At 49.5% G+C, this 24,073-nt stretch carries 39 protein-coding genes; 6 read left to right on the top strand and 33 right to left on the bottom strand.

Annotated elements, in window-relative coordinates; all coding sequences use genetic code 11:
• Positions 1-281 precede the first annotated feature (281 nt).
• Genes ACFOE0_RS02935 through ACFOE0_RS02920 form a run of 4 tightly spaced genes read right to left on the bottom strand, consistent with a single transcriptional unit; the run spans position 282 to position 3,905 of the window.
• Positions 282-878 carry a TlpA disulfide reductase family protein gene (locus ACFOE0_RS02935; RefSeq protein WP_248937886.1) on the bottom strand — a complete coding sequence of 199 codons (597 nt, stop codon included), beginning with the start codon at positions 876-878 and terminating at the stop codon, positions 282-284.
• Positions 875-1,345 carry a heme lyase NrfEFG subunit NrfF gene (gene nrfF, locus ACFOE0_RS02930; RefSeq protein ID WP_380711359.1) on the bottom strand — a complete coding sequence of 157 codons (471 nt, stop codon included), beginning with the start codon at positions 1,343-1,345 and terminating at the stop codon, positions 875-877. Before nrfF ends, ACFOE0_RS02935 begins: the two co-directional genes overlap by 4 nt.
• An 8-nt stretch (positions 1,346-1,353) precedes the next feature.
• Complete coding sequence (locus ACFOE0_RS02925) at positions 1,354-1,917, bottom strand: DsbE family thiol:disulfide interchange protein (RefSeq protein ID WP_248937884.1); 564 nt, start codon at positions 1,915-1,917, stop codon at positions 1,354-1,356.
• A gap of 14 nt (positions 1,918-1,931) precedes the next feature.
• The gene (locus tag ACFOE0_RS02920) at positions 1,932-3,905 is read right to left on the bottom strand and encodes a heme lyase CcmF/NrfE family subunit (RefSeq protein WP_248937883.1); all 1,974 of its coding nucleotides are present in this window, start codon (positions 3,903-3,905) and stop codon (positions 1,932-1,934) included.
• A gap of 395 nt (positions 3,906-4,300) precedes the next feature.
• On the opposite strand from ACFOE0_RS02920, the gene ccmI reads away from it, so the two are divergent.
• The gene (ccmI, locus tag ACFOE0_RS02915; RefSeq protein WP_248937882.1) at positions 4,301-5,563 is read left to right on the top strand and encodes a c-type cytochrome biogenesis protein CcmI; all 1,263 of its coding nucleotides are present in this window, start codon (positions 4,301-4,303) and stop codon (positions 5,561-5,563) included.
• 64 nt (positions 5,564-5,627) lie between these two features.
• On the opposite strand, the gene ACFOE0_RS02910 is transcribed toward ccmI, so the two are convergent.
• On the bottom strand, positions 5,628-5,927 hold the full coding sequence (locus ACFOE0_RS02910; RefSeq protein WP_115134548.1) for a c-type cytochrome: 300 nt from the start codon (positions 5,925-5,927) through the stop codon (positions 5,628-5,630).
• 328 nt (positions 5,928-6,255) lie between these two features.
• On the opposite strand from ACFOE0_RS02910, the gene ccmA reads away from it, so the two are divergent.
• Genes ccmA through ccmE form a run of 5 tightly spaced genes read left to right on the top strand, consistent with a single transcriptional unit; the run spans position 6,256 to position 9,032 of the window.
• Complete coding sequence (gene ccmA / locus ACFOE0_RS02905) at positions 6,256-6,906, top strand: cytochrome c biogenesis heme-transporting ATPase CcmA (protein WP_248937881.1); 651 nt, start codon at positions 6,256-6,258, stop codon at positions 6,904-6,906.
• A gap of 13 nt (positions 6,907-6,919) precedes the next feature.
• Positions 6,920-7,606 (top strand): heme exporter protein CcmB, encoded by a 687-nt coding sequence (ccmB, locus tag ACFOE0_RS02900; protein WP_115134544.1) that lies wholly within the window; start codon positions 6,920-6,922, stop codon positions 7,604-7,606.
• A gap of 1 nt (position 7,607) precedes the next feature.
• Positions 7,608-8,354: a heme ABC transporter permease gene (locus ACFOE0_RS02895; protein ID WP_248937880.1), complete on the top strand. Its 747-nt coding sequence runs from the start codon at positions 7,608-7,610 to the stop codon at positions 8,352-8,354.
• Positions 8,354-8,563, top strand: a complete 210-nt coding sequence (gene ccmD / locus ACFOE0_RS02890) for a heme exporter protein CcmD (RefSeq protein ID WP_248937879.1) — start codon at positions 8,354-8,356, stop codon at positions 8,561-8,563. The genes ACFOE0_RS02895 and ccmD overlap by 1 nt, the downstream gene beginning before the upstream one ends.
• Positions 8,547-9,032 (top strand): cytochrome c maturation protein CcmE, encoded by a 486-nt coding sequence (ccmE, locus tag ACFOE0_RS02885; protein WP_248937878.1) that lies wholly within the window; start codon positions 8,547-8,549, stop codon positions 9,030-9,032. The genes ccmD and ccmE overlap by 17 nt, the downstream gene beginning before the upstream one ends.
• 1,030 nt (positions 9,033-10,062) lie before the next feature.
• Here the strand turns inward: ccmE and rplQ are convergent.
• The 28 genes from rplQ to rpsJ form a co-directional block, all read right to left on the bottom strand.
• Complete coding sequence (rplQ, locus tag ACFOE0_RS02880; RefSeq protein WP_115134536.1) at positions 10,063-10,461, bottom strand: 50S ribosomal protein L17; 399 nt, start codon at positions 10,459-10,461, stop codon at positions 10,063-10,065.
• Positions 10,462-10,501: 40 nt separating this feature from the next.
• Positions 10,502-11,491, bottom strand: a complete 990-nt coding sequence (locus ACFOE0_RS02875; RefSeq protein ID WP_115134534.1) for a DNA-directed RNA polymerase subunit alpha — start codon at positions 11,489-11,491, stop codon at positions 10,502-10,504.
• Positions 11,492-11,515: 24 nt separating this feature from the next.
• On the bottom strand, positions 11,516-12,136 hold the full coding sequence (rpsD, locus tag ACFOE0_RS02870) for a 30S ribosomal protein S4 (RefSeq protein ID WP_248937877.1): 621 nt from the start codon (positions 12,134-12,136) through the stop codon (positions 11,516-11,518).
• 30 nt (positions 12,137-12,166) lie between these two features.
• A complete protein-coding gene (gene rpsK / locus ACFOE0_RS02865) occupies positions 12,167-12,559 on the bottom strand; it encodes a 30S ribosomal protein S11 (protein WP_115134530.1) in 393 nt (130 codons plus the stop codon).
• A 16-nt stretch (positions 12,560-12,575) separates the two neighbouring features.
• Positions 12,576-12,932, bottom strand: coding sequence for a 30S ribosomal protein S13 (rpsM, locus tag ACFOE0_RS02860; protein WP_248937876.1), 357 nt, complete (start codon positions 12,930-12,932; stop codon positions 12,576-12,578).
• 116 nt (positions 12,933-13,048) lie between these two features.
• Positions 13,049-13,162 (bottom strand): 50S ribosomal protein L36, encoded by a 114-nt coding sequence (gene rpmJ, locus ACFOE0_RS02855; protein WP_011758355.1) that lies wholly within the window; start codon positions 13,160-13,162, stop codon positions 13,049-13,051.
• Between the two features lie 22 nt (positions 13,163-13,184).
• Positions 13,185-14,525: a preprotein translocase subunit SecY gene (gene secY, locus ACFOE0_RS02850; protein ID WP_115134526.1), complete on the bottom strand. Its 1,341-nt coding sequence runs from the start codon at positions 14,523-14,525 to the stop codon at positions 13,185-13,187.
• A 7-nt stretch (positions 14,526-14,532) separates the two neighbouring features.
• Entirely contained in the window at positions 14,533-14,967 is a 435-nt protein-coding gene (gene rplO, locus ACFOE0_RS02845) for a 50S ribosomal protein L15 (protein ID WP_115134524.1), read from the bottom strand.
• A gap of 3 nt (positions 14,968-14,970) precedes the next feature.
• On the bottom strand, positions 14,971-15,153 hold the full coding sequence (gene rpmD / locus ACFOE0_RS02840) for a 50S ribosomal protein L30 (protein ID WP_025011974.1): 183 nt from the start codon (positions 15,151-15,153) through the stop codon (positions 14,971-14,973).
• A 6-nt stretch (positions 15,154-15,159) separates the two neighbouring features.
• Positions 15,160-15,663: a 30S ribosomal protein S5 gene (gene rpsE / locus ACFOE0_RS02835; RefSeq protein ID WP_115134520.1), complete on the bottom strand. Its 504-nt coding sequence runs from the start codon at positions 15,661-15,663 to the stop codon at positions 15,160-15,162.
• A 12-nt stretch (positions 15,664-15,675) separates the two neighbouring features.
• On the bottom strand, positions 15,676-16,026 hold the full coding sequence (rplR, locus tag ACFOE0_RS02830; RefSeq protein ID WP_115134517.1) for a 50S ribosomal protein L18: 351 nt from the start codon (positions 16,024-16,026) through the stop codon (positions 15,676-15,678).
• A 10-nt stretch (positions 16,027-16,036) separates the two neighbouring features.
• A complete protein-coding gene (gene rplF, locus ACFOE0_RS02825) occupies positions 16,037-16,570 on the bottom strand; it encodes a 50S ribosomal protein L6 (protein ID WP_248937875.1) in 534 nt (177 codons plus the stop codon).
• 11 nt (positions 16,571-16,581) lie between these two features.
• Positions 16,582-16,974, bottom strand: coding sequence for a 30S ribosomal protein S8 (rpsH, locus tag ACFOE0_RS02820; RefSeq protein WP_115134513.1), 393 nt, complete (start codon positions 16,972-16,974; stop codon positions 16,582-16,584).
• A gap of 24 nt (positions 16,975-16,998) precedes the next feature.
• Complete coding sequence (gene rpsN / locus ACFOE0_RS02815; protein ID WP_115134511.1) at positions 16,999-17,304, bottom strand: 30S ribosomal protein S14; 306 nt, start codon at positions 17,302-17,304, stop codon at positions 16,999-17,001.
• A gap of 10 nt (positions 17,305-17,314) precedes the next feature.
• Positions 17,315-17,854: a 50S ribosomal protein L5 gene (rplE, locus tag ACFOE0_RS02810; protein ID WP_248937873.1), complete on the bottom strand. Its 540-nt coding sequence runs from the start codon at positions 17,852-17,854 to the stop codon at positions 17,315-17,317.
• 12 nt (positions 17,855-17,866) lie between these two features.
• Complete coding sequence (gene rplX / locus ACFOE0_RS02805; RefSeq protein WP_115134507.1) at positions 17,867-18,181, bottom strand: 50S ribosomal protein L24; 315 nt, start codon at positions 18,179-18,181, stop codon at positions 17,867-17,869.
• An 11-nt stretch (positions 18,182-18,192) separates the two neighbouring features.
• Positions 18,193-18,561, bottom strand: coding sequence for a 50S ribosomal protein L14 (gene rplN, locus ACFOE0_RS02800; protein ID WP_011494644.1), 369 nt, complete (start codon positions 18,559-18,561; stop codon positions 18,193-18,195).
• A gap of 185 nt (positions 18,562-18,746) precedes the next feature.
• Complete coding sequence (gene rpsQ, locus ACFOE0_RS02795; RefSeq protein WP_248937872.1) at positions 18,747-18,995, bottom strand: 30S ribosomal protein S17; 249 nt, start codon at positions 18,993-18,995, stop codon at positions 18,747-18,749.
• On the bottom strand, positions 18,995-19,186 hold the full coding sequence (rpmC, locus tag ACFOE0_RS02790; protein ID WP_115134503.1) for a 50S ribosomal protein L29: 192 nt from the start codon (positions 19,184-19,186) through the stop codon (positions 18,995-18,997). Before rpmC ends, rpsQ begins: the two co-directional genes overlap by 1 nt.
• Positions 19,186-19,596 carry a 50S ribosomal protein L16 gene (gene rplP, locus ACFOE0_RS02785; protein ID WP_115134501.1) on the bottom strand — a complete coding sequence of 137 codons (411 nt, stop codon included), beginning with the start codon at positions 19,594-19,596 and terminating at the stop codon, positions 19,186-19,188. Before rplP ends, rpmC begins: the two co-directional genes overlap by 1 nt.
• Before the next feature lie 11 nt (positions 19,597-19,607).
• Positions 19,608-20,297, bottom strand: coding sequence for a 30S ribosomal protein S3 (rpsC, locus tag ACFOE0_RS02780; protein ID WP_115134499.1), 690 nt, complete (start codon positions 20,295-20,297; stop codon positions 19,608-19,610).
• 9 nt (positions 20,298-20,306) lie between these two features.
• Positions 20,307-20,639, bottom strand: a complete 333-nt coding sequence (gene rplV, locus ACFOE0_RS02775; protein WP_115134497.1) for a 50S ribosomal protein L22 — start codon at positions 20,637-20,639, stop codon at positions 20,307-20,309.
• Between the two features lie 15 nt (positions 20,640-20,654).
• Positions 20,655-20,933 carry a 30S ribosomal protein S19 gene (gene rpsS / locus ACFOE0_RS02770; protein WP_011758338.1) on the bottom strand — a complete coding sequence of 93 codons (279 nt, stop codon included), beginning with the start codon at positions 20,931-20,933 and terminating at the stop codon, positions 20,655-20,657.
• A 14-nt stretch (positions 20,934-20,947) separates the two neighbouring features.
• On the bottom strand, positions 20,948-21,772 hold the full coding sequence (rplB, locus tag ACFOE0_RS02765) for a 50S ribosomal protein L2 (protein WP_248937871.1): 825 nt from the start codon (positions 21,770-21,772) through the stop codon (positions 20,948-20,950).
• Positions 21,773-21,783: 11 nt separating this feature from the next.
• Positions 21,784-22,086, bottom strand: a complete 303-nt coding sequence (rplW, locus tag ACFOE0_RS02760; RefSeq protein WP_248937870.1) for a 50S ribosomal protein L23 — start codon at positions 22,084-22,086, stop codon at positions 21,784-21,786.
• Positions 22,083-22,688, bottom strand: a complete 606-nt coding sequence (gene rplD / locus ACFOE0_RS02755) for a 50S ribosomal protein L4 (RefSeq protein WP_248937869.1) — start codon at positions 22,686-22,688, stop codon at positions 22,083-22,085. The genes rplW and rplD overlap by 4 nt, the downstream gene beginning before the upstream one ends.
• A gap of 17 nt (positions 22,689-22,705) precedes the next feature.
• Complete coding sequence (gene rplC / locus ACFOE0_RS02750) at positions 22,706-23,344, bottom strand: 50S ribosomal protein L3 (RefSeq protein ID WP_248937868.1); 639 nt, start codon at positions 23,342-23,344, stop codon at positions 22,706-22,708.
• A 28-nt stretch (positions 23,345-23,372) separates the two neighbouring features.
• The gene (gene rpsJ, locus ACFOE0_RS02745; protein WP_011758333.1) at positions 23,373-23,684 is read right to left on the bottom strand and encodes a 30S ribosomal protein S10; all 312 of its coding nucleotides are present in this window, start codon (positions 23,682-23,684) and stop codon (positions 23,373-23,375) included.
• Positions 23,685-24,073 lie beyond the last annotated feature (389 nt).

The raw sequence follows: 24,073 nt of genomic DNA, 5'->3' as shown, positions 1-24,073 counted from the left end.
AGAGCAACCGATGATTTGTTTTCATCGGGTCAGGGCTGCGTATTCTACGCTTTGAAACCCTTTCGTCAAGCACTTTTTTAAAGAAGTTTTTCAAACTCTTCGGTGCTTACCGAATCGACCGTTTTACTCTGTGCTATCTCTACCAGAGAAGCCCGTTGTGCCGTGTCGATGGAGGCGCATTATAGGGAGCCGAATTTATTGCGCAAGGGGTTTTTAAACGAAAAAAGATCGCTTGCTGAGATTTTCAACAAAAGCGATCTTTTTATGGGGTTTCCGCTGAATTATTCAGCTAATTTGGCGGTTTCAGCCCTATTGCCCGGCTTTTTGGCGATCAGGTTGCCAATAAGCTCAACGGCTTTCTTATCGTTCCAGTCGACATAACTGCGAACGAAAGCAACCAAATCTCCATTTTGATCCAGGATAAAGGTGGCAGGTATATAGTCGAGCGGGAACACCTGCCCCAACTTCTGCTGTGGATCATAGTAGGACGTAAAGTCAGGCATACCCAGATCTTTCAAAAACGGCTGTACCTGCTTCTGTCCTTCTGCATCGATAGAGATAGGCAGAACCACAAAATCATCTTTTCCAAATTGATGAGAAAGCTTTTCCAGCGCCGGCAGCTCGCGAACACATGGCGGACACCAGGTCGCCCACATGTTTACCATCACAATCTTGCCTTTGTATTGACTGAAATCGACTGACTGACCATCTACCGTCTGAAACGGGATGGCTTCTATTGGATAGGACTTGGGAAGAAGTTGAACTTTATCGACGGTGGAGCCGGAGTTTTCCTGGGGATGCGGTTGCATCCCCGGATAGGCCTGAGCTACACCACTGAGCAACGACAGCACAAGTGCAATACTCAGGATGGGTTTCATTTTTGCTGATTCCGTTTCAGTAATTCATCCAGTTGACGCTGGTCTTCCTCGCTTAGCGCAACCTCTTTGGTTACGTTACCTCTTTGGCGACGGACAAACATAAACACAATTGTCAGACCAATAAGGAACAAGGCAACCGGACCGCCCCACAGAACCAGAGTTTTGTATTCAAACTTTGGTTTGTACAGTACGAACTCACCATAGCGAGTTGTCATGAAATCAACGATCTCATCATCTGTCTTGCCGTCATCTACCATCTTGTATACTTCAAGACGCAGATCCCGGGCTACCGGAGAATTAGAGTCCACCAGATTCTGGTTCTGACACTGAGGACAACGCAGTTCGCTGGCCAGAGTAATTGCACGCTTCTGGTTATCAGGGTTCTGGAACTCATAGGTATCGATAGGCGTAGCCAGCGCTCCACCTGCCAGAGCCAGGGCCAGCGCGGCTGCGCTGACCATCTTCATGATACTTCTCATGCTGCACCATCCTTTTTAGCTTCGGCCTGCAGCTGCTGCACCATAGGCAACAGGGTGTCAGTCCATACACGCTGATCGACAGGACCGGCGTGGCGATAGCGGATAATACCTTTATGGTCGATGATGAAGGTTTCCGGAGCACCATACACACCCAGATCCAGACCCAGACGACCGTCTTTGTCATAGATGTTCAGCGCGTACGGGTCACCTTCACGGGCCAGCTCCATAATCGCCGGGCCACGCTCATCACGATAGTTAATACCATATACAGGCACGATATTCTGACGAGCCAGTCTCATCAGGAATGGGTGCTCGTATTTGCAGCTTGGGCACCATGTCGCCCAAACGTTCATCAGGGCAACCTTTCCAACCAGATCTTTCTCGGTGATCACTTCACCCTGGTTTTCCAGCTTTTCCAGTTGGAAAGCCGGGATCGGCTTTCCTTCCAGTGCTGAGTCCAACTGCTCAGGATTCAGGAACAGGCCCTTGTACAGGAAGATACCCATTCCCAAAAACACAATCAGTGGCAGAAAAAGAATAATTCTTCTTTTGTTACTCATGATTTCCTCACAAATCAGGCAGTAGCCGCTTTGGCTTCAACGGCGTTTTCCTTGGCGCTTTGACGTACGCGGTAGCGTTTGTCAGAAGCAGAGAAAATACCACCTATCATCATGAAAATACTACCGATCCAAATCCAGCGAACATAAGGCTTGTAGTTCAGACGAACCGCAAACTCGGTAGCGCTTACCGGATCACCCATGGTCACGTACAGGTCGCGGGTAAAGCCCCAGTCGATACCGGCTTCAGTCATATCCATGGTGTGTACTGTGTACTGACGACGGTCTGGCTTCAGCAAAGTCAGCATCTTATCGTCTTTGTATACTTCAACCTGACCCTGTTTGGCCACATAGTTAGGACCCTGAACAGTTTTGGTTTCAGTGTACTTGAAGGTGTAACCCGCCAACTCATGAGAGATGCCAGGGCCCATACGTACACTCTTTTCCAGAGAGTAGTTGGATACCATGGTCGCCCCCACGATAGACATAGCAATACCCATGTGCGCCAGTAGCATACCGGCCTGACTACGGGTGATTCGGGCCAGACTCACATCGGCATCAGCCCGTGGCTTCACAATGTTATAGGCCGCACGCAGCGTCATCAGAGTTACCCAGGTCGCTGTAGCAATACCAGCCACAACCCAGGCATTAAACTGACCGTCGATCAGGAATGGCATTGCCAGACCGACGACTGCGGCAATGATGGCCGGGATAAGGGCCTGACGGCGCACTTCACCAGGTTTTGACTTCTTCCAGCGGGAGATAGGACCAAAGCCCATAAATACGAACAGTACCAGTGCAATAGGCACAAACACTGAGTTGAAGTATGGAGGGCCTACAGAGATCTTACCCATGTTCAGGGCATCGATAAGCAGCGGATACAGAGTACCCAGCAGAACCGTACCACAGGAAACAGTCAGCAGAACGTTACATACCAGCAGGAAGGTCTCTTTAGAGTTCAGCTCGAAACGGGCTGGGCTGGCCATTTCACTGGCACGCAGTGCGAACAGTGTCAGAGAGCCACCAATTGCCAGACCGAGCAGCAACAGAATGAACATACCGCGGCTTGGGTCTGCAGCAAAGGAGTGAACAGAGGTCAATACGCCGGAACGTACGATAAAGGTACCCAGCAAGCTCAAAGAGAAAGCGAAGATAGACAGGAGTACGGTCCAGTTACGGAATGCACCACGCTTCTCGGTCACAATCACTGAGTGCAGCAGCGCAGTACCGATCAACCAAGGCATAAAGGAGGCGTTTTCAACTGGATCCCAGAACCACCAACCACCCCAGCCCAACTCATAGTAAGCCCACCAGGAACCCAGTGAGATACCGCCGGTCAGGAATACCCAGGCAGCCAGAGTCCAGGGGCGGCTCCAGCGAGCCCATGCGGAGTCCAGACGACCACTCATCAGAGCCGCAATCGCGAAGGCAAAGCTCACCGCAAAGCCTACATAGCCCAGATACAGCATAGGTGGGTGGAAAATCAGACCTACGTCCTGCAGCATCGGGTTCAGGTCACGGCCTTCAGCCGGCACAGGCAGCAGACGTTCAAATGGACTGGAGGTCAGGATCATAAACAGCGTAAAGCCGATGATAATCATCGCCAGAATACTCAGTACACGGGCGGTGAAAATCTCTTCCAGACCTTTACTGAACATAGCTACAGCTGCAGCCCAGGCTGACAGAGAGAATACCCAGAACAGCAGAGAACCTTCATGACCACCCCAAACGGCGGCAATTTTAAAGAAGATAGGAAGCTGAGAGTTGGAGTGGCCTGCGACGTAGGCTACGGAGAAATCATCGGTGGCGAAACTGTATGCCAGGGCGATTACAGACAACAAAATAAAGAAGGCCATACCGTAACTCAGTGGCCAGGCGTAACGCACCAGATATTGATCTTTGCGAGCCGCACCGATCAAGGGCACACTGGCCAGCAGGACGGCAAAAGCCAATCCTATGATCAGTGAAAAGTGTCCAAGTTCTGGGATCATGGGGGTTCCTCAGTCTCATGTTCAGGCAGATTAATACGGCGTTTTGCCGTACAACGCACAACAATTGAGCGTTAATTTTTTGGTCATTTTAGTATTTGCTATAGTTCCTGTCTGCCCCTTTCGACCAATAATGGGTTGCTTGTCGCATTCTCGTAAATCCCCATTTTTGAAGTGGTTTAAGGCAAGTGACAGTCCCACGAGTGTGACAGAGCCAAGTCCATTAAGTTTCAACAAATTTTTACCTTGTAGACTAATCTGTGAACCAGTCCCCAACTCTACTCATCCGGGTTGGAATGGGGGTTATATTACTGTTCAATGAATCATCTTCCCGTATAATCCGGGAATCTAACCGCGCGGCCCAGCCGCAAATAGTCAACTAACGTGAAGTAGAAATAATGACCACATTCTGGATTTTTATTGCGCTTGTGCTGTTAGTCAGCCTGCTGATGATTTGGCTGCCTCATTTCCGTCAACAAAAGCTCATTCGCGCCGAAGAAGCCGGTGTCCGTAACAAAACCAACGTAGAGTTGTTCAACGAACGTCTTGCTATTCTTGAGAAAGAATTGGAAGACCAGTTGCTGGATGAAAAAGAATTCGAAGCCCTGAAGCAAGAGCTTGAAGTGAGCTTGCTGCAGGATATGAAGCAAGGCCAGGATGAGTCACTGAGCGTGCAGGCAAAGCCAAAGGGTATCCTGTGGCCAGCTATTATGTCTGTTGCCGTGATCGCTGTGGCTGGTTACTCCTACATGAAACTCGGTGCCTATGACGCACTTGAGTATATGCAGAACAACCCCCAGGCCAATAATCCTCACGCCGGTATGACTGAAGAGCAGATGATTTCTCAGCAGATCGAAATGATGGAAGCGCAAGCCAAAGGTCAGCCTGACAACAGCCAGCTGTGGTTCAACCTGGGTCATGCTTATACTTCTGCCAATCGTTATGATGAAGCCATCGGAGCCTTTGATAAGGTGATTGAACTGGTTGGTGAACATGCGGAACTGCTTGGCCCGAAAGCCACAGCCATGTACTACAAAAACAACCAGACCATGACCCCGGAGATCCAGGCTATTGTTGATAAATCGCTGGCGAAAGATCCAAAAGATCCTTCTACCCTGCTGCTGGTTGGTATGAATGCGTTTTTCACCGCTGACTATGACAAAGCGATTGAAGCGTGGGAAACCCTGTTGACCAGCGACCGTCAGGATATCGACCGTGCCTCGGTTAACAATGCGATTCAAACCGCCAAAATGCGTATTGCCGCTGAGTCTGGCGAGATGCCAAACGACAGCAACCACAGCGCCATAATGGCCGGTGAAGACCAGACTGTGACCATTGAAGTATCTATCTCTCCTGAACTGCAGGACCAGGTAGCCTCGACCGATATGTTGTTTGTGTTTGCCCGCAACACCGAAGGTGAAAAGGTGCCTCTGGCAGCAACCAAGATCAGCGCCAAGGCTTTGCCAGCCAAGGTAGTACTGGATAACTCAACCTCTATGGGCGGCGCACTTAAGCTGAGCGATGCCAAGAACGTAGAGATTATTGCCGTACTGTCCAAGCACGGAAGTGTGCGCCCACAGAGCGGCGACCTGAAAGGCCAGCTGGCTTCAGTACCGGTTGGCGACACCGCTACACTGGTTCTGGATACTCAGGTTCAGTAACACCTGGCAAACGCCAGACATAAAAAAACCGGCAGTTGCCGGTTTTTTTATGTCGTAGCGACGATTACTTAGCTTTTGACATGAATTCAATTGCTGCCTTGTAATCTTCGTCAGAACAATCGGTACACATACCGCCTGGAGGCATGGCGCCTTTACCAGTCTTAACAGTTGCAACCAGGGCATCCAGACCAAGTGCCAGACGAGGTTCCCAGGCAGCAGCGTCAAATGACTTAGGAGCATTGGCAACGCCCATGGCGTGACAAACCTGACAAGCCTTGTTGTAAACAGCCTCTCCCTCTTGTGCAAACACGTTCGCTGACATAGTCAATGCGGCTACTGCAGTCATAGCTAACAGTTTTTTCATCTTCATCGTTCCTAATGTAAAAATTGACAAGCTCAAGCTCGTGGCTGCCTTTAAATTCTTTGGCAGACTTATCATCGGCTCTTTAAGACTACAACAAATATCAATAAATCTCACCTTTTTGTGATAATCGTCCGCAAGTTGCCGTTTTACGCCAGTTTCGCAACCTTACAGCCAATTGTTTTAGCATTATTTTAAAAAGTTCCCGCTAAAGTGATTTTCTTGGAAGCACATCAAATTGCTGACACTTCAAACAGATCAAATGTAAAACCCCCAAAGTGATTGTGATAATATCTTTCCAGTTTTATACCGGCTTCACTACGAGGGTTCAGTGGTCACAGCAACCAAAGAAAATACTCTGATTTCGGCAAGCAGCCTTACCTGTATCAGGGAAGAGCGCATTCTATTTGACGAGCTGAGTTTTGATATCCAGGAAGGTGATATCGTTCAGATTGAAGGCCCTAATGGTGCCGGTAAAACCAGCCTGTTGCGCATCCTCGCTGGCCTGTCCCGCCCTTACGCAGGCTCAGTACTCTACCGTAATGAAGATATCACTCGCGCACGCGATGAGTTCAATGAAGACCTGCTCTATCTAGGCCATCTTCCCGGTGTAAAAAGCGAGCTGACAGCAGAGGAAAACCTTAACTTCAATTTAAGGTTAAGTGGGTACGATGACCCTGATATCAGGGACATACTGGCAAAAGTGAACCTTAGCGGCTTTGAAGATGCATTGGCAGGCCACCTGTCTGCGGGTCAGCACAGACGCACTGCCCTCGCCCGCCTGTGGCACACCACAAGTAAAGTGTGGATCTTGGATGAACCATTTACGGCAATCGATAAGAAAGGCGTAGAGACTCTGGAGAAACTCTTCATCCAACACGCCGACAATGGTGGCTGCGTCATCCTAACGACTCACCAGGATATGGGTGTGGTCAGCGACAGCAGGCTGAAGAAGATCAAGCTCAAGTACAATTTTGACTAAGGTTCCCAGGCAAATGAAAAGAGGCATCAGCTATACCCGTGCATTTATGACCCTGCTGAAGCGGGATCTGCAAATCGCGGTTCGCCACCGTGGCGATATTTTCAACCCTTTGCTGTTTTTCGTTATGGTGGTAACCCTGTTTCCACTGGGTATTGGCCCTGAACCTCAGGTGCTGACCCGAATTGCTCCCGGGATTATATGGGTCGCCGCATTGCTGGCCTCAATGCTCTCGCTGGAACGCCTGTTTAAGGCAGACTTTTCCGATGGCGCGCTGGAGCAAATGATGCTTAGCCCTCAGCCTCTGTCGCTGATGGTGCTGGCCAAGGTTTTGGCTCATTGGTTACTGACCGGTGTTCCACTGATTATCATCGCCCCTTTACTGGCGGTGTTACTGCATCTTGAATCCAACAGCTATGGCGCGCTAATCGCGACCCTGGCACTGGGAACACCTGTTTTAAGTTTGCTTGGCGCCATTGGTGTGGCGTTGACCGTAGGCCTGAGAAAAGGCGGTGTATTGCTCAGCTTGCTGATCCTGCCGCTGTATATTCCGGTACTGATCTTCGCAACCAGTGCGATAGATGCAGCAGGCATGAATTTGCCCTACGACGGTCAACTCGCCATCATTGGCGCTATGCTGGTCGGTTCGTTAACTTTGGCACCAGTTGCAATCGGTGCATCTCTGAGAGTGAGTACTAACTAATATGTGGAAGTGGTTACATCCTTACGCTGATCCTGAGCGTGCATATCAACTCGCAGGAAAACTCCTGCCGTGGTTCAGCATTCTGGCACTGGGTCTTATTCTGACAGGTACCATTTGGGGCCTGATGTTCGCCCCGACTGATTATCAGCAAGGCGACAGTTATCGCATTATCTTTATCCATGTGCCGGCAGCCTCTATGTCGATGGCCGCATATATGGGCATGGCAATCTCAGCCTTTATCGGTCTGGTATGGCAAATTAAAGCCGCAGACTGGGCTGCCGCGTCGATTGCTCCAATCGGTGCTGTTATCACTTTTATCGCTTTGTTCACCGGCGCGACCTGGGGTAAACCTATGTGGGGAACCTGGTGGGTATGGGATGCGCGTCTGACTTCAGAACTGGTACTGCTGTTCCTGTATCTGGGTGTTATTTCTCTGTATGCCTCCTTCGAAGATAAGGTACTGGCAGCCCGTGCGGCAGGTATCCTGGCGATTGTTGGTGTTATCAACATCCCAATCATCAAATACTCAGTGGAATGGTGGAGCTCTCTGCATCAGCCATCCACCATTAAGATCACCGAAGAATCAGCAATGCCAACTGAAATGCTGATCCCTCTGCTGATCAATATCTTCGGCTTCGGCATGATGATTGGTGCTTTGACTCTGGTGCGATTCCGCGCTGAAGTTCTGGCCCGTAATGGTATGCGCCCTTGGGTACGTAAACTGGCACAAGAGCAGGGAGCGGCATAATGCAATTTGAATCTATCAGTGACTTCTTCAATATGGGTGGCTATGCGTTTTATGTATGGCTGGCCTATGGTGTGACCTTTTCAAGCCTGGCGGTACTGGTTTTCCAGAGCGTCAAACAGAAGAATAAAGTATTAAAGCAAATCGCCCAGAAACTGGCTCGCGAGGAGCGCCTGAAACAAAACCGGAGTAACAATGAATCCAAGACGTAAAAAGAGACTTATTCTGGCCAGCGCCCTGGTCGTTGGTGTAGCGGGTATTGCGTCATTGCTGTTGTATGCCCTGAACTCAAACCTCAACCTGTTTTTTACTCCAACAGAGATTGTTCAGGGTAAAGCAGATACTGGCGTGAAACCCGAAGTGGGCCAACGCATCCGTGTCGGTGGCATGGTGACTGTAGGTTCTCTGGTTCGTGACCCTGACAGCCTGCACGTGGAGTTTAAAGTTCACGATGCTTCAGGTGGTGAAATCAAAGTGACATTTGATGACCTGCTGCCTGACCTGTTCCGCGAAGGTCAGGGGATCGTTGCTCAGGGTGTATTGGGTGAAGGCAATGTTCTGGAGGCCACTGAAGTTCTGGCCAAGCATGATGAAAACTACATGCCGCCTGAAGTTGCTGAAGCCATGGGTAAGTCCCATGACAAGCTGGAATACTCAGATACTCAAACCAGCACTAACTAAGCTGTTTTGATAGCTTTAAAAGCCCTCTTAATGAGGGCTTTTTTGTGCCCCTTACTCAGTGAGCGGCTTCGTTATCCAGAATCAGGTTCGGCAAGTACCAAATATCAGCGGGAATGCGCCGATCAGACCACTTGCGTTACCTTATGAGCTCTTTCTTCTCCAACCTACTTTCTATCTATACGCTAAACGCCACCAATTACGCCATATGGGGCGTATCTGTCTGAATCACCCATAGAGGTGTTCTGATAAACAGCTCTTCACAGCGTCGCTACAGGCCAGTTATACGTATATCCGTAATAAGGTCCAAGACCAGCGTCTTCTATCCACTGAAACTATGTGTTTCTAAGCATTAGTTCAGGGCGTTACTCAGCCCCCGGCCTGAGACAATAGCCATCAATAACGACAGTCGATGGATTAGCCTATATAGGGCCAAGCTCAGAGTCGCCCGCTTTAATATTACTCTCTACTTGCTGAGCAACGGGCTCAATATGCAGGCGTCTGTTGCCTGTCGATATTCCACCAATGAATTGCACTCATAGCCTTGGCGATAAGCTTCTGCATAATCTGCTCTCGATCTATATCGGTTGAGAGATGGCAGGGTACATCAAAGGCTCGTGTATTGGTGAACAGGAGGATTGCGCTAATGAGCCGTTCTTCGAGGTGGATAACAAGCTCAGTGGACACATGCGATATGTGTCGCACACCTAAACCTGAATGCCCAGGGCACTCGCAGACATGGGCCTTTCTGAGCCCTGATACGCATCACTGCCGAATTGTCCCTTCAACTGAAGGTATTGTTGAGGCGGCAGATCATCTTCAAGTGTGTTTACGCAACAGGAACGAGAACCATTAAATCAATAATGATAATCATCTGGATTCGCCAAAAGTGGAGCACTAGTGAGAAAGGTGAACAAGTAAAATTACCACGGAGAAGATTGTGGCATAACCGAGACGGTTTCAAAGGGATGACATAAACAACAGGCAGAAAAAAACCGGACACTAAGGTCCGGTTTTTTCTTGTAGCCTGAGATTACTCAGCAGCGGCTTCAGCTTCAACAGCTTCTGCAGCTTCTGGGCGACCTACCAGCTCGATGTAAGCCATAGGGGCTTTATCACCGGTACGCAGACCGCACTTCAGGATACGGGTGTAACCACCAGGACGTTCCTGGTAGCGTGGACCCAATTCGTTAAACAGTTTACCTACGACTTCTTGATCGCGGGTACGAGCAAACGCCAGACGACGGTTTGCAACGCTGTCACTTTTAGCAAGTGTTATCAGAGGCTCAACTACGCGACGCAGTTCTTTCGCCTTCACAACGGTAGTCTTGATAATTTCATGACGTACCAGTGAAGATGCCATGTTACGGAACATAGCTTGGCGATGGCTGCTGTTACGGTTTAGTTGACGACCACTCTTACGATGGCGCATGACCTAATCCTTATAACCTAAATCTGTACAAACCTGGGACTTATAGGTCGTCGGCCAAACTAGCTGGAGGCCAGTTTTCCAGACGCATACCTAACGACAGTCCGCGAGATGCCAACACGTCCTTGATCTCGGTAAGAGATTTCTTACCCAGGTTAGGAGTCTTGAGCAGCTCAACTTCAGTGCGCTGTACCAGATCACCGATGTAATGAATCGCTTCGGCCTTCAGACAGTTAGCCGAACGTACAGTTAGCTCTAAATCGTCGACAGGACGCAACAGAATCGGATCGAATTCTGGCTTCTCTTCTTTCTGCTCTGGCTCAGAAACATCGCGCAGTTCAACAAACGCATCCAGCTGTTCAGCCAGGATGGTCGCAGAGCGACGGATAGCTTCTTCTGGGTCGATAGTACCGTTAGTGGTCATATCAATTACCAGCTTGTCCAGGTCAGTACGCTGTTCTACACGAGCGGCTTCAACATTGTAAGCAATGCGAGCTACAGGTGAGAAAGAAGCATCAACCAACAGACGGCCGATTGGGCGATCATCGTCTTCAGTCTGTGCACGAGCAGATGCTGGCACATAACCGCGACCACGCTCAACGCGGATACGCATGCTGATGTCATGGTTACCGGTCAGGTGACAGATAACATGATCAGGATTCATGATGGTAACATCACCATCGTGAGTGATATCTGCTGCGGTGACAGGGCCTGCGCCGGACTTGCTCAGAGTGAGCATAGCCTCGTCTTTACCCTCGATAACCACTGCCAAACCCTTCAGGTTCAACAAGATTTCAAGGATATCTTCTTGTACGCCTTCCTTGCTGCTGTATTCATGCAGCACGCCATCGATCTCGACTTCGGTAACCGCGCAGCCGGGCATAGACGACAAAAGGATGCGACGCAACGCGTTACCCAGAGTATGACCGAAACCACGCTCTAGCGGCTCCAGAGTAACCTTGGCACGAGTTGGGTTAACCTGCTCGATATCAACGAGACGCGGTTTAAGAAATTCTGTAACAGAACCCTGCATTGTGTCCTCTCTTGTTTGTTAGCCTTACTTAGAGTAAAGCTCGACGATCAGCTGTTCGTTAATTTCCGCAGACAAATCGCTACGTTCTGGAATGCGCTTGAAAGCACCTTCCATCTTAGCTGAGTCTACTTCAATCCATGTAGGCTTCTCACGTTGAGCAGCCACTTCCAGAGCAGCTTTAATACGAGCTTGCTTCTGAGACTTCTCACGGATGCTTACTACATCATTCGCAGACACTTTGAATGAAGGAATGTTAACAACACGACCGTTTACCATAACAGACTTATGGCTAACCAGCTGACGTGCTTCTGCACGTGTCGCACCAAAGCCCATACGGTAAACTACGTTATCCAGACGGGTTTCCAAAAGTTGCAGCAGGTTTTCACCAGTGTTGCCTTTCAGACGTGCAGCTTCTTTATAGTAGTTACGGAACTGCTTTTCCAGTACACCGTAAATACGACGAACTTTTTGCTTCTCGCGCAGCTGTAGACCGTACTCAGACAGACGAGGCTTACGAGCGCCGTGCTGACCTGGTGCAGCTTCAAGCTTACACTTCGAATCAATTGCTCTCACACCGCTCTTCAGGAACAGATCTGTACCTTCACGGCGGCTGAGCTTGAGCTTAGGACCCAAGTATCTTGCCATTATCTTTCTCCAACTATCCTATAGTTCGCGTTACACGCGACGCTTTTTAGGAGGGCGACAACCGTTATGAGGGATCGGAGTCACATCGGTAATGTTGGTAATTTTGTAACCAACAGCGTTCAGCGCACGAATGGCTGATTCACGACCTGGACCTGGACCCTTCACGAACACTTCAAGGTTCTTAACGCCGTAATCCTGAGCAGCAGTACCTGCACGCTCAGCAGCAACCTGTGCAGCAAACGGAGTAGATTTACGTGAACCACGGAAACCACTGCCACCTGCAGTTGCCCAGGAAAGAGCATTACCTTGACGGTCGGTGATAGTAACAATTGTGTTGTTGAAAGACGCATGGATGTGCGCCATGCCATCAGCAACCTGCTTACGTACGCGCTTACGCGGAGAACGTGACGGAATTTTAGCCATTTATACTACCTTCCCGTTACTTCTTGATTGGTTTACGTGGACCTTTGCGAGTACGCGCATTGGTCTTAGTACGTTGCCCACGCAGGGGCAGGCTGCGGCGATGACGGAGGCCACGGTAACAACCAAGGTCCATCAGACGCTTGATGTTCATGGAAACCTCACGACGCAAGTCACCTTCTACTACGTATTTGGCAACTTCTTCGCGCAGGGTATCGATTTGAGCTTCGCTCAGTTCCTTGATCTTAGCGTCTTCAGCAATAGCAGTAGCCGCGCAAATAGCTTGTGCGCGAGTACGACCAATGCCGTAGATAGCAGTCAATGCAATGACTGTATGCTTATGATCAGGAATGTTAATGCCAGCGATACGGGCCACTATGCACTCCTTAAGTCAAAAGGCCATCTGTGAAAAGCCCGAAAGGATACTCGACAGATGACGGGTTTGCAATCATTTTTTGGCCAGTCCTGATTTACAGGAACTGGCCGGATTTTTTAGCCTTGACGCTGTTTGTGTTTTGGTTCAACACAGATAACGCGTACAACGCCACTACGCTTGATGATCTTGCAGTTACGGCAGATCTTCTTCACGGAAGCACGAACTTTCATTTCACCACTCCGTTAAGCCAGGTTAGCGGCCAAAGCGATCAAGATTCGCTTTGTTCACCAAGTTGGCTTTTTTCATTACAGACTCATATTGATGAGACATCATATGGGTCTGAACCTGAGCCATGAAGTCCATGATCACTACTACCATAATCAGCAGTGAGGTACCGCCAAAATAGAACTGTACCTTCCAAGTGATAAGCATGAACTCCGGAATTAAACAGATAAAGGTAATGTATAACGCACCGGCCAGAGTCAGTCGGGTCATTACTTTATCAATGTAACGCGAAGTCTGTTCTCCAGGACGAATCCCGGGAATGAACGCACCACTCTTCTTCAGGTTGTCTGCTGTTTCGCGTGGGTTAAACACCAACGCAGTGTAGAAGAAACAGAAGAAGATAATTGCAGCTGCATACAACAATGAGTACAGCGGCTGTCCTGGTGACACAGCCAGCGAGAAATCGCTCAACCATGACATGGACTCATTCTGACCGAACCACTGAGCCAGGGTTCCAGGGAACAGAATGATGCTGGACGCAAAAATTGGAGGGATAACACCCGCCATGTTGACCTTCAGTGGCAAATGGGTAGATTGCGCAGCAAATACCTTACGGCCCTGCTGACGCTTGGCGTAGTTAACAACGATACGACGTTGACCACGCTCTACGAATACCACGAAGTAAGTCACTGCAAATATGATGACTGCAATTAACAGCAGCACCAGTACGTTCAAATCGCCTTGACGCGCCTGCTCGGCAGTTTGGCCGATAGCAGAGGGCAAGCCGGCTACGATACCTGCAAAAATCAGGATCGAAATACCGTTACCTATGCCTCGTTCGGTAATTTGTTCGCCCAGCCACATCAGGAACATAGTCCCGGTAACCAAGCTCACGACTGCAACGAAATAGAAACCAAAACCTGCGTTGACCACCAGGCCAGGCATCAGATTTGGTAATCCGGTTGCAATACCGATCGACTGGAACGTACCCAGCACCAGCGTACCCCATCGAGTGTACTGACTGATCTTCTTACGTCCTGACTCACCTTCCTTCTTCAGTTCAGCAAGTGCAGGATGCACAACAGTCAGCAATTGCATGATAATCGACGCCGAAATGTACGGCATGATACCCAATGCAAAGATGGAGGCGCGCTCAAGGGCACCACCCGAGAACATGTTGAACATGCCCAGGATGGTTCCCTTCTGCTGAGCGAACAGCTCGGCTAATACAGCAGCGTCAATACCAGGAATTGGCACAAACGAACCCGCCCTAAAGACGATAATTGCACCAATCACGAACAAGAGACGGGCCTTCAATTCTGAAAAGCCGCCCTTCGCGCTTTTTAAGTCAAGTCCTGGTTTTGCCATCGACGTATTATTCCTCGATCTTACCGCCGGCAGCTTCGATAGCTGCACGTGCACCTTTGGTTACCTTCAGACCTTTAACGGTCACTGGGCGCTCAATGGTACCTGAAAGAACGATTTTCGCAAACTGGATGTTGCGAGTAATTACGTTCGCATCTTTCAGTGCGTTCAGGTCGATAACATCACCGTTTACTTTAGCCAGTTCGCCTACGCGAACTTCCGCGGTTACCATCGCAGTGCGAGAGGTAAAACCGAACTTAGGCAGACGGATCTTCAGTGGCATCTGACCACCCTCGAAGCCAACGCGTACACCGCCGCCGGAACGAGATTTTTGACCCTTGTGACCGCGACCAGCAGTCTTGCCCAAGCCAGAACCGATACCACGGCCTACACGCTTAGGAGCAGATTTAGAACCTGCTGCTGGGGATAGAGTATTCAATTTCATTGATTAATCCTCCACCTTAACCATGTAGTAGACCTTGTTGATCATACCGCGAACAGCTGGAGTATCTTCCAGTTCAACGGTGTGACCGATGCGACGCAGGCCCAGGCCTGTCAGAGTCGCTTTGTGCTTAGGCAGACGGCCGATAGCACTTTTGGTCTGAGTTACTTTAATAGTCTTAGTTGCCATGGTGCATTACCCCCGAATTTCGTCAACATTCAGGCCACGCTTGGCTGCGATCTGCGCTGGAGACTTCATATGTACCAGAGCGTCAACAGTTGCACGTACGATGTTGATCGGGTTAGTGGAACCGTATGCTTTAGACAGAACGTTATGAACGCCTGCTACTTCCAATACGGCACGCATTGCGCCACCGGCAATAATACCGGTACCTTCAGAGGCTGGCTGCATGTATACGCGAGAACCAGAGTGGCGACCCTTCACTGGGTGGTGCAGAGTGCCTTCGTTCAGTTCAACGGTAACCATGTTACGGCGAGCTTTTTCCATTGCTTTTTGAATAGCAGCTGGAACTTCGCGAGCTTTACCGTAGCCATAACCGATCTTACCAGCGCCATCACCAACTACAGTCAGTGCAGTGAAGCTGAAGATACGGCCGCCCTTAACTACTTTAGAAACACGATTTACTGCAATCAGTTTTTCTTGCAGATCGTCTTTTTGCTGAGCTTCTACTTTAGCCATTGTATAAACCCCTTAGAACTGGAGGCCAGCTTCACGAGCAGCATCTGCCAGCGCAGCTACACGACCGTGATACTTGAAACCAGAACGATCGAAGGCAACAACAGTCACGCCTTTTTCGATCGCGCGTTCAGCAACGGCTTTACCCACTGCCTTGGCTGCGTCTACGTTACCGCTGTACTTCAGACCTTCTTTAACTGCTTTTTCGGCAGTAGATGCAGTAGCGATAACTACCGCTTCAGGGCTGATAACCTGAGCGTAAATGTGACGCGGAGTACGATGTACAACCAGACGGTTAGCGCCCAGCTCTTGGATCTTCTTGCGGGCACGAGTAGCGCGGCGCAAGCGAGATTGTTTCTTATCCATATCGCGTACCTTACTTCTTCTTAGCCTCTTTACGGCGTACTTGTTCGTCTTCATAACGAACACCCTTGCCCTTGTAAGGCTCAGGTGGACGGTATCCACGAATTTCTGCAGCTACCTGACCAACCAACTGCTTATCAACGCCGGTGAGGACGATGTCAGTTTGGCTAGGGCATTCTGCAGTTACGCCAGCAGGCAGAGTGTGAACCAGTGGGTGTGAGAAACCTAGGGTCAGGTCAACACCGTTGCCAACAACTTTGGCACGGTAACCAACACCGATCAGCTTCAGCTTCTTAACGAAACCTTCAGACACACCGACAACCATGTTGTTAACCAGAGCGCGTGCGGTACCGGCTTGAGCCCAAGCACCTTCAACACCTTCTACTGGACCAAACTTAACTTGGTTATCTTCAACAACAACTGCTACTGCACTGTTGATTACTCGAGTCAGAGTACCTTTACCGCCTTTAACGGTAATTTCCTGACCATTTAAAGTCACCTCTACGCCAGCTGGGATAGTGACTGGTGCTTTTGCTACACGAGACATTTCCTAGCTCCTTATGCTACGTAGCAGATAACCTCACCACCCATGCCTGCTAGGCGGGCGGCGCGATCAGTCATCAGGCCTTGAGAAGTGGACACGATTGCGACACCCAGACCGCCCATAACCTTTGGCAACTCGTTTTTACCTTTGTAAATACGAAGACCAGGACGGGATACACGCTGGATAGTCTCAACAACAGCTTTGCCTTGGAAATACTTCAGAGTGATTTCCAGTTCTGGCTTGGCTTCACCTGCTACAGCGTAGTCAGTGATATAACCTTCGTCTTTCAGCAGCTTAGCGATAGCTACTTTCAGCTTGGCAGAAGGCATCTTCACAGATACTTTGTTAGCAGCTTGGCCGTTACGGATACGGGTCAACATATCCGCAATAGGATCTTGCATGCTCATATTAGCTTACTCCGTGACAAGTGCTTACCAGCTGGCCTTACGCAGACCAGGAACTTCACCACGCATGGTTGCTTCACGCAGTTTGATACGGCTCAGGCCGAACTTGCGCAGAACACCATGTGGGCGTCCAGTTTGATTACAACGGTTACGCTGACGCGCTGCGCTGGAATCACGTGGTAGGGCTTGCAGCTTCATTACTGCGTCCCAACGAGCTTCGTCAGAAGACTCTGGGCTGCTGATGATAGCTTTCAGAGCTGCACGCTTTTCAGCGTACTTAGCCACGAGTGCTGCACGCTTAGCTTCACGTGCTTTCATTGATTGTTTTGCCATTACGCTACCCTTACTTTTTGAATGGGAAGTTAAAAGCGTCTAACAGAGCACGACCTTCTTCGTCATTCTTCGCTGAGGTAGTGATAACGATATCCATACCACGAATCTTGTCGATTTTGTCGTAATCAATTTCAGGGAAAATGATTTGCTCACGAACGCCCATAGCGTAGTTACCGCGACCGTCGAACGACTTAGCGCTCAGACCACGGAAGTCACGGATACGTGGGATAGCGATGTCAACCAAACGCTCAAAGAATTCCCACATGCGCTCACCGCGCAGAGTGACTTTACAACCAATAGGGTAGCCTTCACGGATTTTGAAGCCTGCAACTGATTTACGAGCAACAGTTACTACTGGCTTCTGGCCAGCGATTGCAGTCATATCACGGACAGCATTTTCCATGATTTTCTTGTCTGCAACGGCTTCGCCAACACCCATGTTCAGGGTGATTTTCTCAATCCGAGGGACTTGCATGACACTGGTATAACCGAACTTTTTAGTCAGCTCAGCAATAACAGTCTCTTTGTATTTATCATGCAGTTTCGCCATCGTTTACTCCAATTACTTAACGAGTTCACCGTTCGATTTGAAGAAACGCACTTTCTTGCCATCTTCAAATCGGAAACCTACACGATCAGCCTTGCCAGTGGCAGGGTTTACGATCGCTACATTAGATGCTTGAATCGCAGCTTCTTTCTCAACGATGCCACCAGTTACGCCCAGCTGTGGGTTTGGCTTAGTGTGCTTCTTAACGAGATTGATGCCTTCAACAATCACCTTACCAGTAGGCAGAACCTGGGAAACCTTACCGGTTTTACCCTTGTCTTTACCTGCCAGTACAATTACTTCGTCTTGACGACGGATTTTAGCTGCCATTTTGAAGCTCCTTACAGTACTTCTGGTGCCAGCGATACGATTTTCATGAACTGCTCAGTACGCAATTCACGAGTCACTGGTCCAAAGATACGAGTACCAATCGGTGCAAGGTTTGCGTTCAGCAGAACCGCTGCATTCCGATCGAAGCGAATGACAGAACCGTCTGGACGACGTACGCCTTTCTTAGTACGGACTACCACCGCGTTATACACATCACCTTTCTTCGCTTTAGCGCGAGGAATAGCTTCTTTAACAGAAACCTTGATGATGTCGCCGATACCGGCATAACGACGATGAGAGCCACCCAAGACCTTAATACACTGAACTCTGCGAGCGCCACTGTTACACGCGACGTCCAGAGTCGATTGCATTTGGATCATTTTAAGTGCTCCGCTATCGTTACTACACAAATGCCCCAACACGGGGTGAAATATACACTCATTTTTGCCGAATTTGGTCAAAAATGGCGCGCAAGTATAACACCAACAATTAGGGTTTGGTAGTATTAAAAAACAAACGGCCCCAAATTATTTCGGAGCCGTTTACCAAGTGCCTTATCTATCGATTAGGCTTTTGCAACAACATCTACCAGAGTCCAAGACTTGGTCTTAGACAGAGGGCGGCATTCACGAATAGTGACTACGTCGCCTTCATTGCACTGGTTAGTTTCGTCGTGTGCATGAATCTTGGTAGTACGCTTGATGTACTTACCATAGATAGGGTGTTTCACCTGACGCTCAACGGCAACAGTGATGGACTTGTCCATTTTGTTGCTGGTCACGCGACCCTGCAAAGTACGGATTTTGTCAGACATTATGCACCCGCCTTAGAAGTAATAATGGTCTTAACACGCGCAATGTTACGGCGCACTGTCTTCAGCTGATGAGTTTGGCTCAGCTGGCCAGTAGCGTGTTGCATACGCAGGTTAAACTGCTCACGCAGCAGACCAAGTAATTCAGCGTTCAGTTCTTCAACGCTCTTTTCTCTCAGTTCGCTCGCTTTCATTACATCACCGTCTTAGTTACGAAGGTAGTCTTGATAGGCAGTTTAGCAGCAGCCAGTGCGAAAGCTTCGCGAGCCAGCTCTTCAGAAACGCCGTTCATTTCGTAGAGTACCTTACCAGGCTGAATCTGGCATACCCAGTATTCAACGTTACCTTTACCTTTACCCATACGCACTTCAAGAGGCTTAGAGGTAATTGGCTTGTCTGGGAACACACGGATCCAGATTTTGCCTTGACGCTTAATATGACGTGTCATGGCACGACGCGCAGATTCAATCTGACGAGCAGTCAAACGGCCGCGGCCAACTGCTTTCAGACCGAAGGAACCGAAGCTTACTTCAGTGCCTGCAGCCAGACCGCGGTTGCGGCCTTTGTGCATCTTACGGAACTTCATACGTTTAGGTTGCAGCATTGCGGGCTCTCCTACTTGTTACGAGGCTTGCGCTTAGGCTGCTGCTTCGGCTCTTCGATCTGAGGCAGCATACCGTCCAGAACTTCACCTTTGAAGATCCAAACTTTAATGCCGATCACACCATACTGGGTGTGGCTCTCAGAAGTCGCATAGTCGATGTCAGCACGCAGGGTATGCAGAGGCACACGGCCTTCGCGGTACCACTCGGAACGCGCAATTTCAGCGCCGCCTAAACGGCCACTAACTTCAACTTTGATACCTTGGGCACCGATACGCATAGCGTTCTGTACAGCGCGCTTCATAGCACGACGGAACATAACGCGACGCTCCAGCTGCTGACCGATAGAATCGGCTACCAGCTTAGCGTCCAGCTCAGGCTTACGGATCTCAGCGATGTTGATTTGCGCAGGAGTGCCAGTGATACGGGCTACTTCTGCACGCAATACTTCAACGTCTTCACCTTTCTTACCAATCACAACACCTGGACGGGCAGTGTGAATAGTAACGCGGATGCTTTTCGCTGGGCGTTCGATAACGATCTTGGATACTGAAGCTGCTTTCAGTTTCTTTTCCAGAAACTTACGCACTTCCCAGTCGCTGTTCAGATTATTTGCATAGTCTGACTTATCTGCGTACCAGGTAGAGATCCAAGGCTTAGTGATACCCAGACGGATACCATTAGGATGTACTTTCTGTCCCATTGCTCTCTCCTAGCGATCTGATACAACCACAGTGATGTGGCTGGTACGCTTGATGATACGATCGGCACGACCTTTCGCACGTGGCATGATGCGCTTCATTACTGGGCCTTCGTCTACGAAAACCTTAGCAACTTTCAGCTCATCGATGTCTGCGCCTTCGTTGTGCTCAGCGTTTGCGATTGCAGAGTCAACTACTTTCTTTACCAGTACGGCTGCTTTCTTAGGGCTGAAAGTCAGAATTTCCAGGGCCTTTGCTACAGGCAGGCCGCGGATCTGATCAGCTACCAAGCGCGCTTTCTGCGGAGACGTACGGGCAAAACGATGTTTAGCTAGAACTTCCATCTTATTCCTCCCGTATTAGCGCTTCTTCGCTTTCTTATCAGCAGCATGGCCGCGATAAGTGCGAGTTGGTGAGAATTCACCAAGTTTGTGGCCGATCATTTCGTCAGTTACGAAAACAGGTACGTGCTGACGACCATTATGGACAGCGATAGTCAACCCAATCATTTGTGGGATGATCATTGAGCGGCGAGACCAAGTCTTGATAGGCTTTTTGTCACCGGCTTCTACCGCTTTCTCTACCTTCTTCAGCAAGTGCAGGTCAATGAATGGACCTTTCTTGAGAGAACGTGGCATGGCGAATCCTCTTATTACTTATTACGACGACGTACAATGTACTTGTCAGTGCGCTTGTTGCTGCGAGTCTTATAACCCTTGGTTGGTACGCCCCATGGAGTCACTGGGTGACGACCACCGGAAGTACGACCTTCACCACCACCATGTGGGTGGTCTACAGGGTTCATTGCAACACCGCGAACGGTTGGGCGAACGCCTCTCCAGCGCTTAGCACCAGCTTTACCCAGCTGACGCAGCATGTGTTCAGCGTTACCAACTTCACCCAGGGTGGCGCGGCAATCAACTGGAACTTTACGCATTTCGCCAGAACGCAGACGCAAAGTTGCGTAAGCGTTGTCACGCGCTACTACCTGTACGTATGCACCGGCAGAACGAGCGATCTGAGCGCCTTTACCTGGCTTCATTTCAACAGCGTGAACTACAGAACCCACTGGAATGTTGCGCAGAGGCAGAGCGTTACCTACTTTGATATCAGCATCGATACCGGACTTGATCACGTCACCAGCCTTCATGCCTTTGGCAGCCAGAACATAACGACGCTCACCGTCAGCGTACAGTACCAGGGCGATGTGAGCAGTACGGTTTGGATCATATTCCAAACGCTCAACCTTACCTGGGATACCGTCTTTGTTACGCTTGAAGTCGATCAAACGGTAGTGTTGCTTGTGACCACCACCGATGTGACGAGTGGTGATACGACCGGTGTTGTTACGACCACCGGACTTAGACTTCTTAGCCAGCAGGCCAGCAAAAGGCTTACCCTTGTGCAGGTCAGCGTTAACCACTTTAACTACGTGGCGACGACCTGGAGAAGTTGGCTTACATTTAACAATTGCCATTTGTAATCTCCTTATGCTTCAGCGCCAACGAAGTCGATGTCGGCACCGGCAGCCAGGGTCACGTAGGCTTTTTTCCAGTCGCTACGACGGCCGAAACGGGCACCGTGACGCTTGGTTTTGCCTTTGTTTACCAGAGTGCGAACACCAGCTACTTCAACTTCAAACAGTTTTTCAACAGCAGCTTTGATCTCTGCCTTAGTGGCATCGATAGCTACGCGGAAAACTACAGTGTTGGTCTTTTCAGCTACAACAGTGCTCTTTTCAGAGATGTGTGGAGCCAGAATAACTTTTAGCAAACGTTCTTCGCGGATCATGCCAGCATCTCCTCGATTTGCTTAACAGCATCAGCAGTTACCAGCACTTTGTCGAACGCGATCAGGCTAACTGGGTCGATACCAGCTACATCACGAACGTCTACCTTGTACAGGTTGCGAGCTGCCAGGAACAGGTTCTCGTCTACTTCAGCAGTAACGATCAACACGTCTTGCAGATCCATTGCGGCCAGCTTGGCTTTCAGCTCTTTAGTTTTAGGAGCTTCAACACCGAACTTCTCAACAACGATCAGACGGTCCTGACGTACCAGCTCAGACAGAATGCTCTTCAGAGCACCGCGGTACATCTTCTTGTTCACTTTCTGGCTGTGATCTTGAGGCTTAGCAGCGAAAGATACACCGCCTCCACGCCAGATTGGGCCCTTGATACCACCCGCACGAGCGCGGCCAGTACCTTTTTGGCGCCATGGCTTTTTGCCAGAACCAATTACTTCTGCGCGAGTCTTCTGAGCACGAGTGCCCTGACGCGCGTTTGCAGCGAACGCTACAACTACCTGGTGAACCAGTGCTTCATTAAAGTCACGGCCGAAGGTAGTTTCGGAAACTTCAAGAGCGCTGTTAGCGTCTTTCAATACCAATTCCATTACTATCTCCTCAGACCTTAAGCTTTAACGGCAGGCTTGATAATCAGGTTACCGTTGGTAGCGCCAGGAACGGCACCTTTAACCAGCAGCAGGTTACGCTCTGCATCTACACGTACTACGTCCAGATTCTGAGTGGTCACTTGCTCGGCACCCATGTGGCCTGACATTTTCTTACCTTTGAATACACGACCTGGCGTCTGGTTCTGACCGATAGAACCGTTAGCGCGGTGTGCCAGAGAGTTACCGTGAGTCATGTCCTGAGTACGGAAGTTCCAGCGCTTAACGCCACCCTGGAAACCTTTACCCTTAGACTGACCAGTAACATCTACTTTCGCTACGTCAGCGAAGATTTCAACTTTCAGCTCAGCACCAACTTCAATGCCTTCGCCTTCACCGTCGGCCAGACGCATTTCCCACAGACCACGACCGGCTTCAACGCCCGCCTTGGCAAAGTGGCCAGCTTCTGGCTTAGTGATGCGATTGGCTTTTTTGGTGCCGGTAGTAACTTGAAGAGCGCGGTAGCCGTCGTTTTCCAGGGTCTTAACCTGAGTAACGCGGTTCGCTTCTACTTCAATTACTGTAACAGGGATAGACGCGCCATCTTCAGTGAAGATGCGGGTCATACCCACTTTACGACCAATAAGACCGATAGCCATCTCTCAAACCTCTTCTAAAGGATCTCAATTAACCCAAGCTAATCTGGACATCAACACCAGCCGCCAGATCCAGACGCATCAGAGCGTCAACGGTCTTTTCGGTTGGTTCAACGATGTCAACCAGACGCTTGTGAGTACGCAGTTCGTACTGGTCACGAGCATCTTTATTAACGTGCGGAGAGATCAAAACGGTGAAACGCTCTTTGCGAGTAGGCAGTGGGATAGGACCACGTACCTGGGCGCCAGTACGTTTAGCAGTTTCAACGATTTCCGCGGTTGATTGATCGATCAAACGATGATCGAAACCCTTCAAGCGGATACGGATTCTTTGGTTCTGCATTGACCAGAGCTCCTAAAATGGACACATAAAAAATCACCCTCTAGCCATTTCTCCTGAGAGAAAGACAGAGCGAGATGATTTAACCGTTCGACTCCCAATCGGAGTCGCTGTAATTAAGTTACCAGCTCAGATTTGCTGCATAACTGTCGCTAACTTAAGTAGCGAGGGGCACATTATACATAGCTGACGCTATTGATCAAGCCCACTGTGTGAATTGTCACCAGCATTTGGTGCATCACTTTCAAAGTGCGCGAATTATATAGGCTTTTTTAATATCAGCCAAGTCCTTTGTCCTCCCCTTCCCTCGGCAGAACACAGGCAATAAAAAAGGGAAGCCGAAGCTTCCCTTTTCAGGTTTGTCATTAAGACACGAAATTATTCGTGGATCT

The organism is Shewanella submarina, assembly GCF_042646185.1.
GTDB classification, from domain to species: Bacteria; Pseudomonadota; Gammaproteobacteria; order Enterobacterales; family Shewanellaceae; genus Shewanella; species Shewanella corallii.
This window is presented reverse-complemented; position numbering and strand designations above follow the sequence as displayed.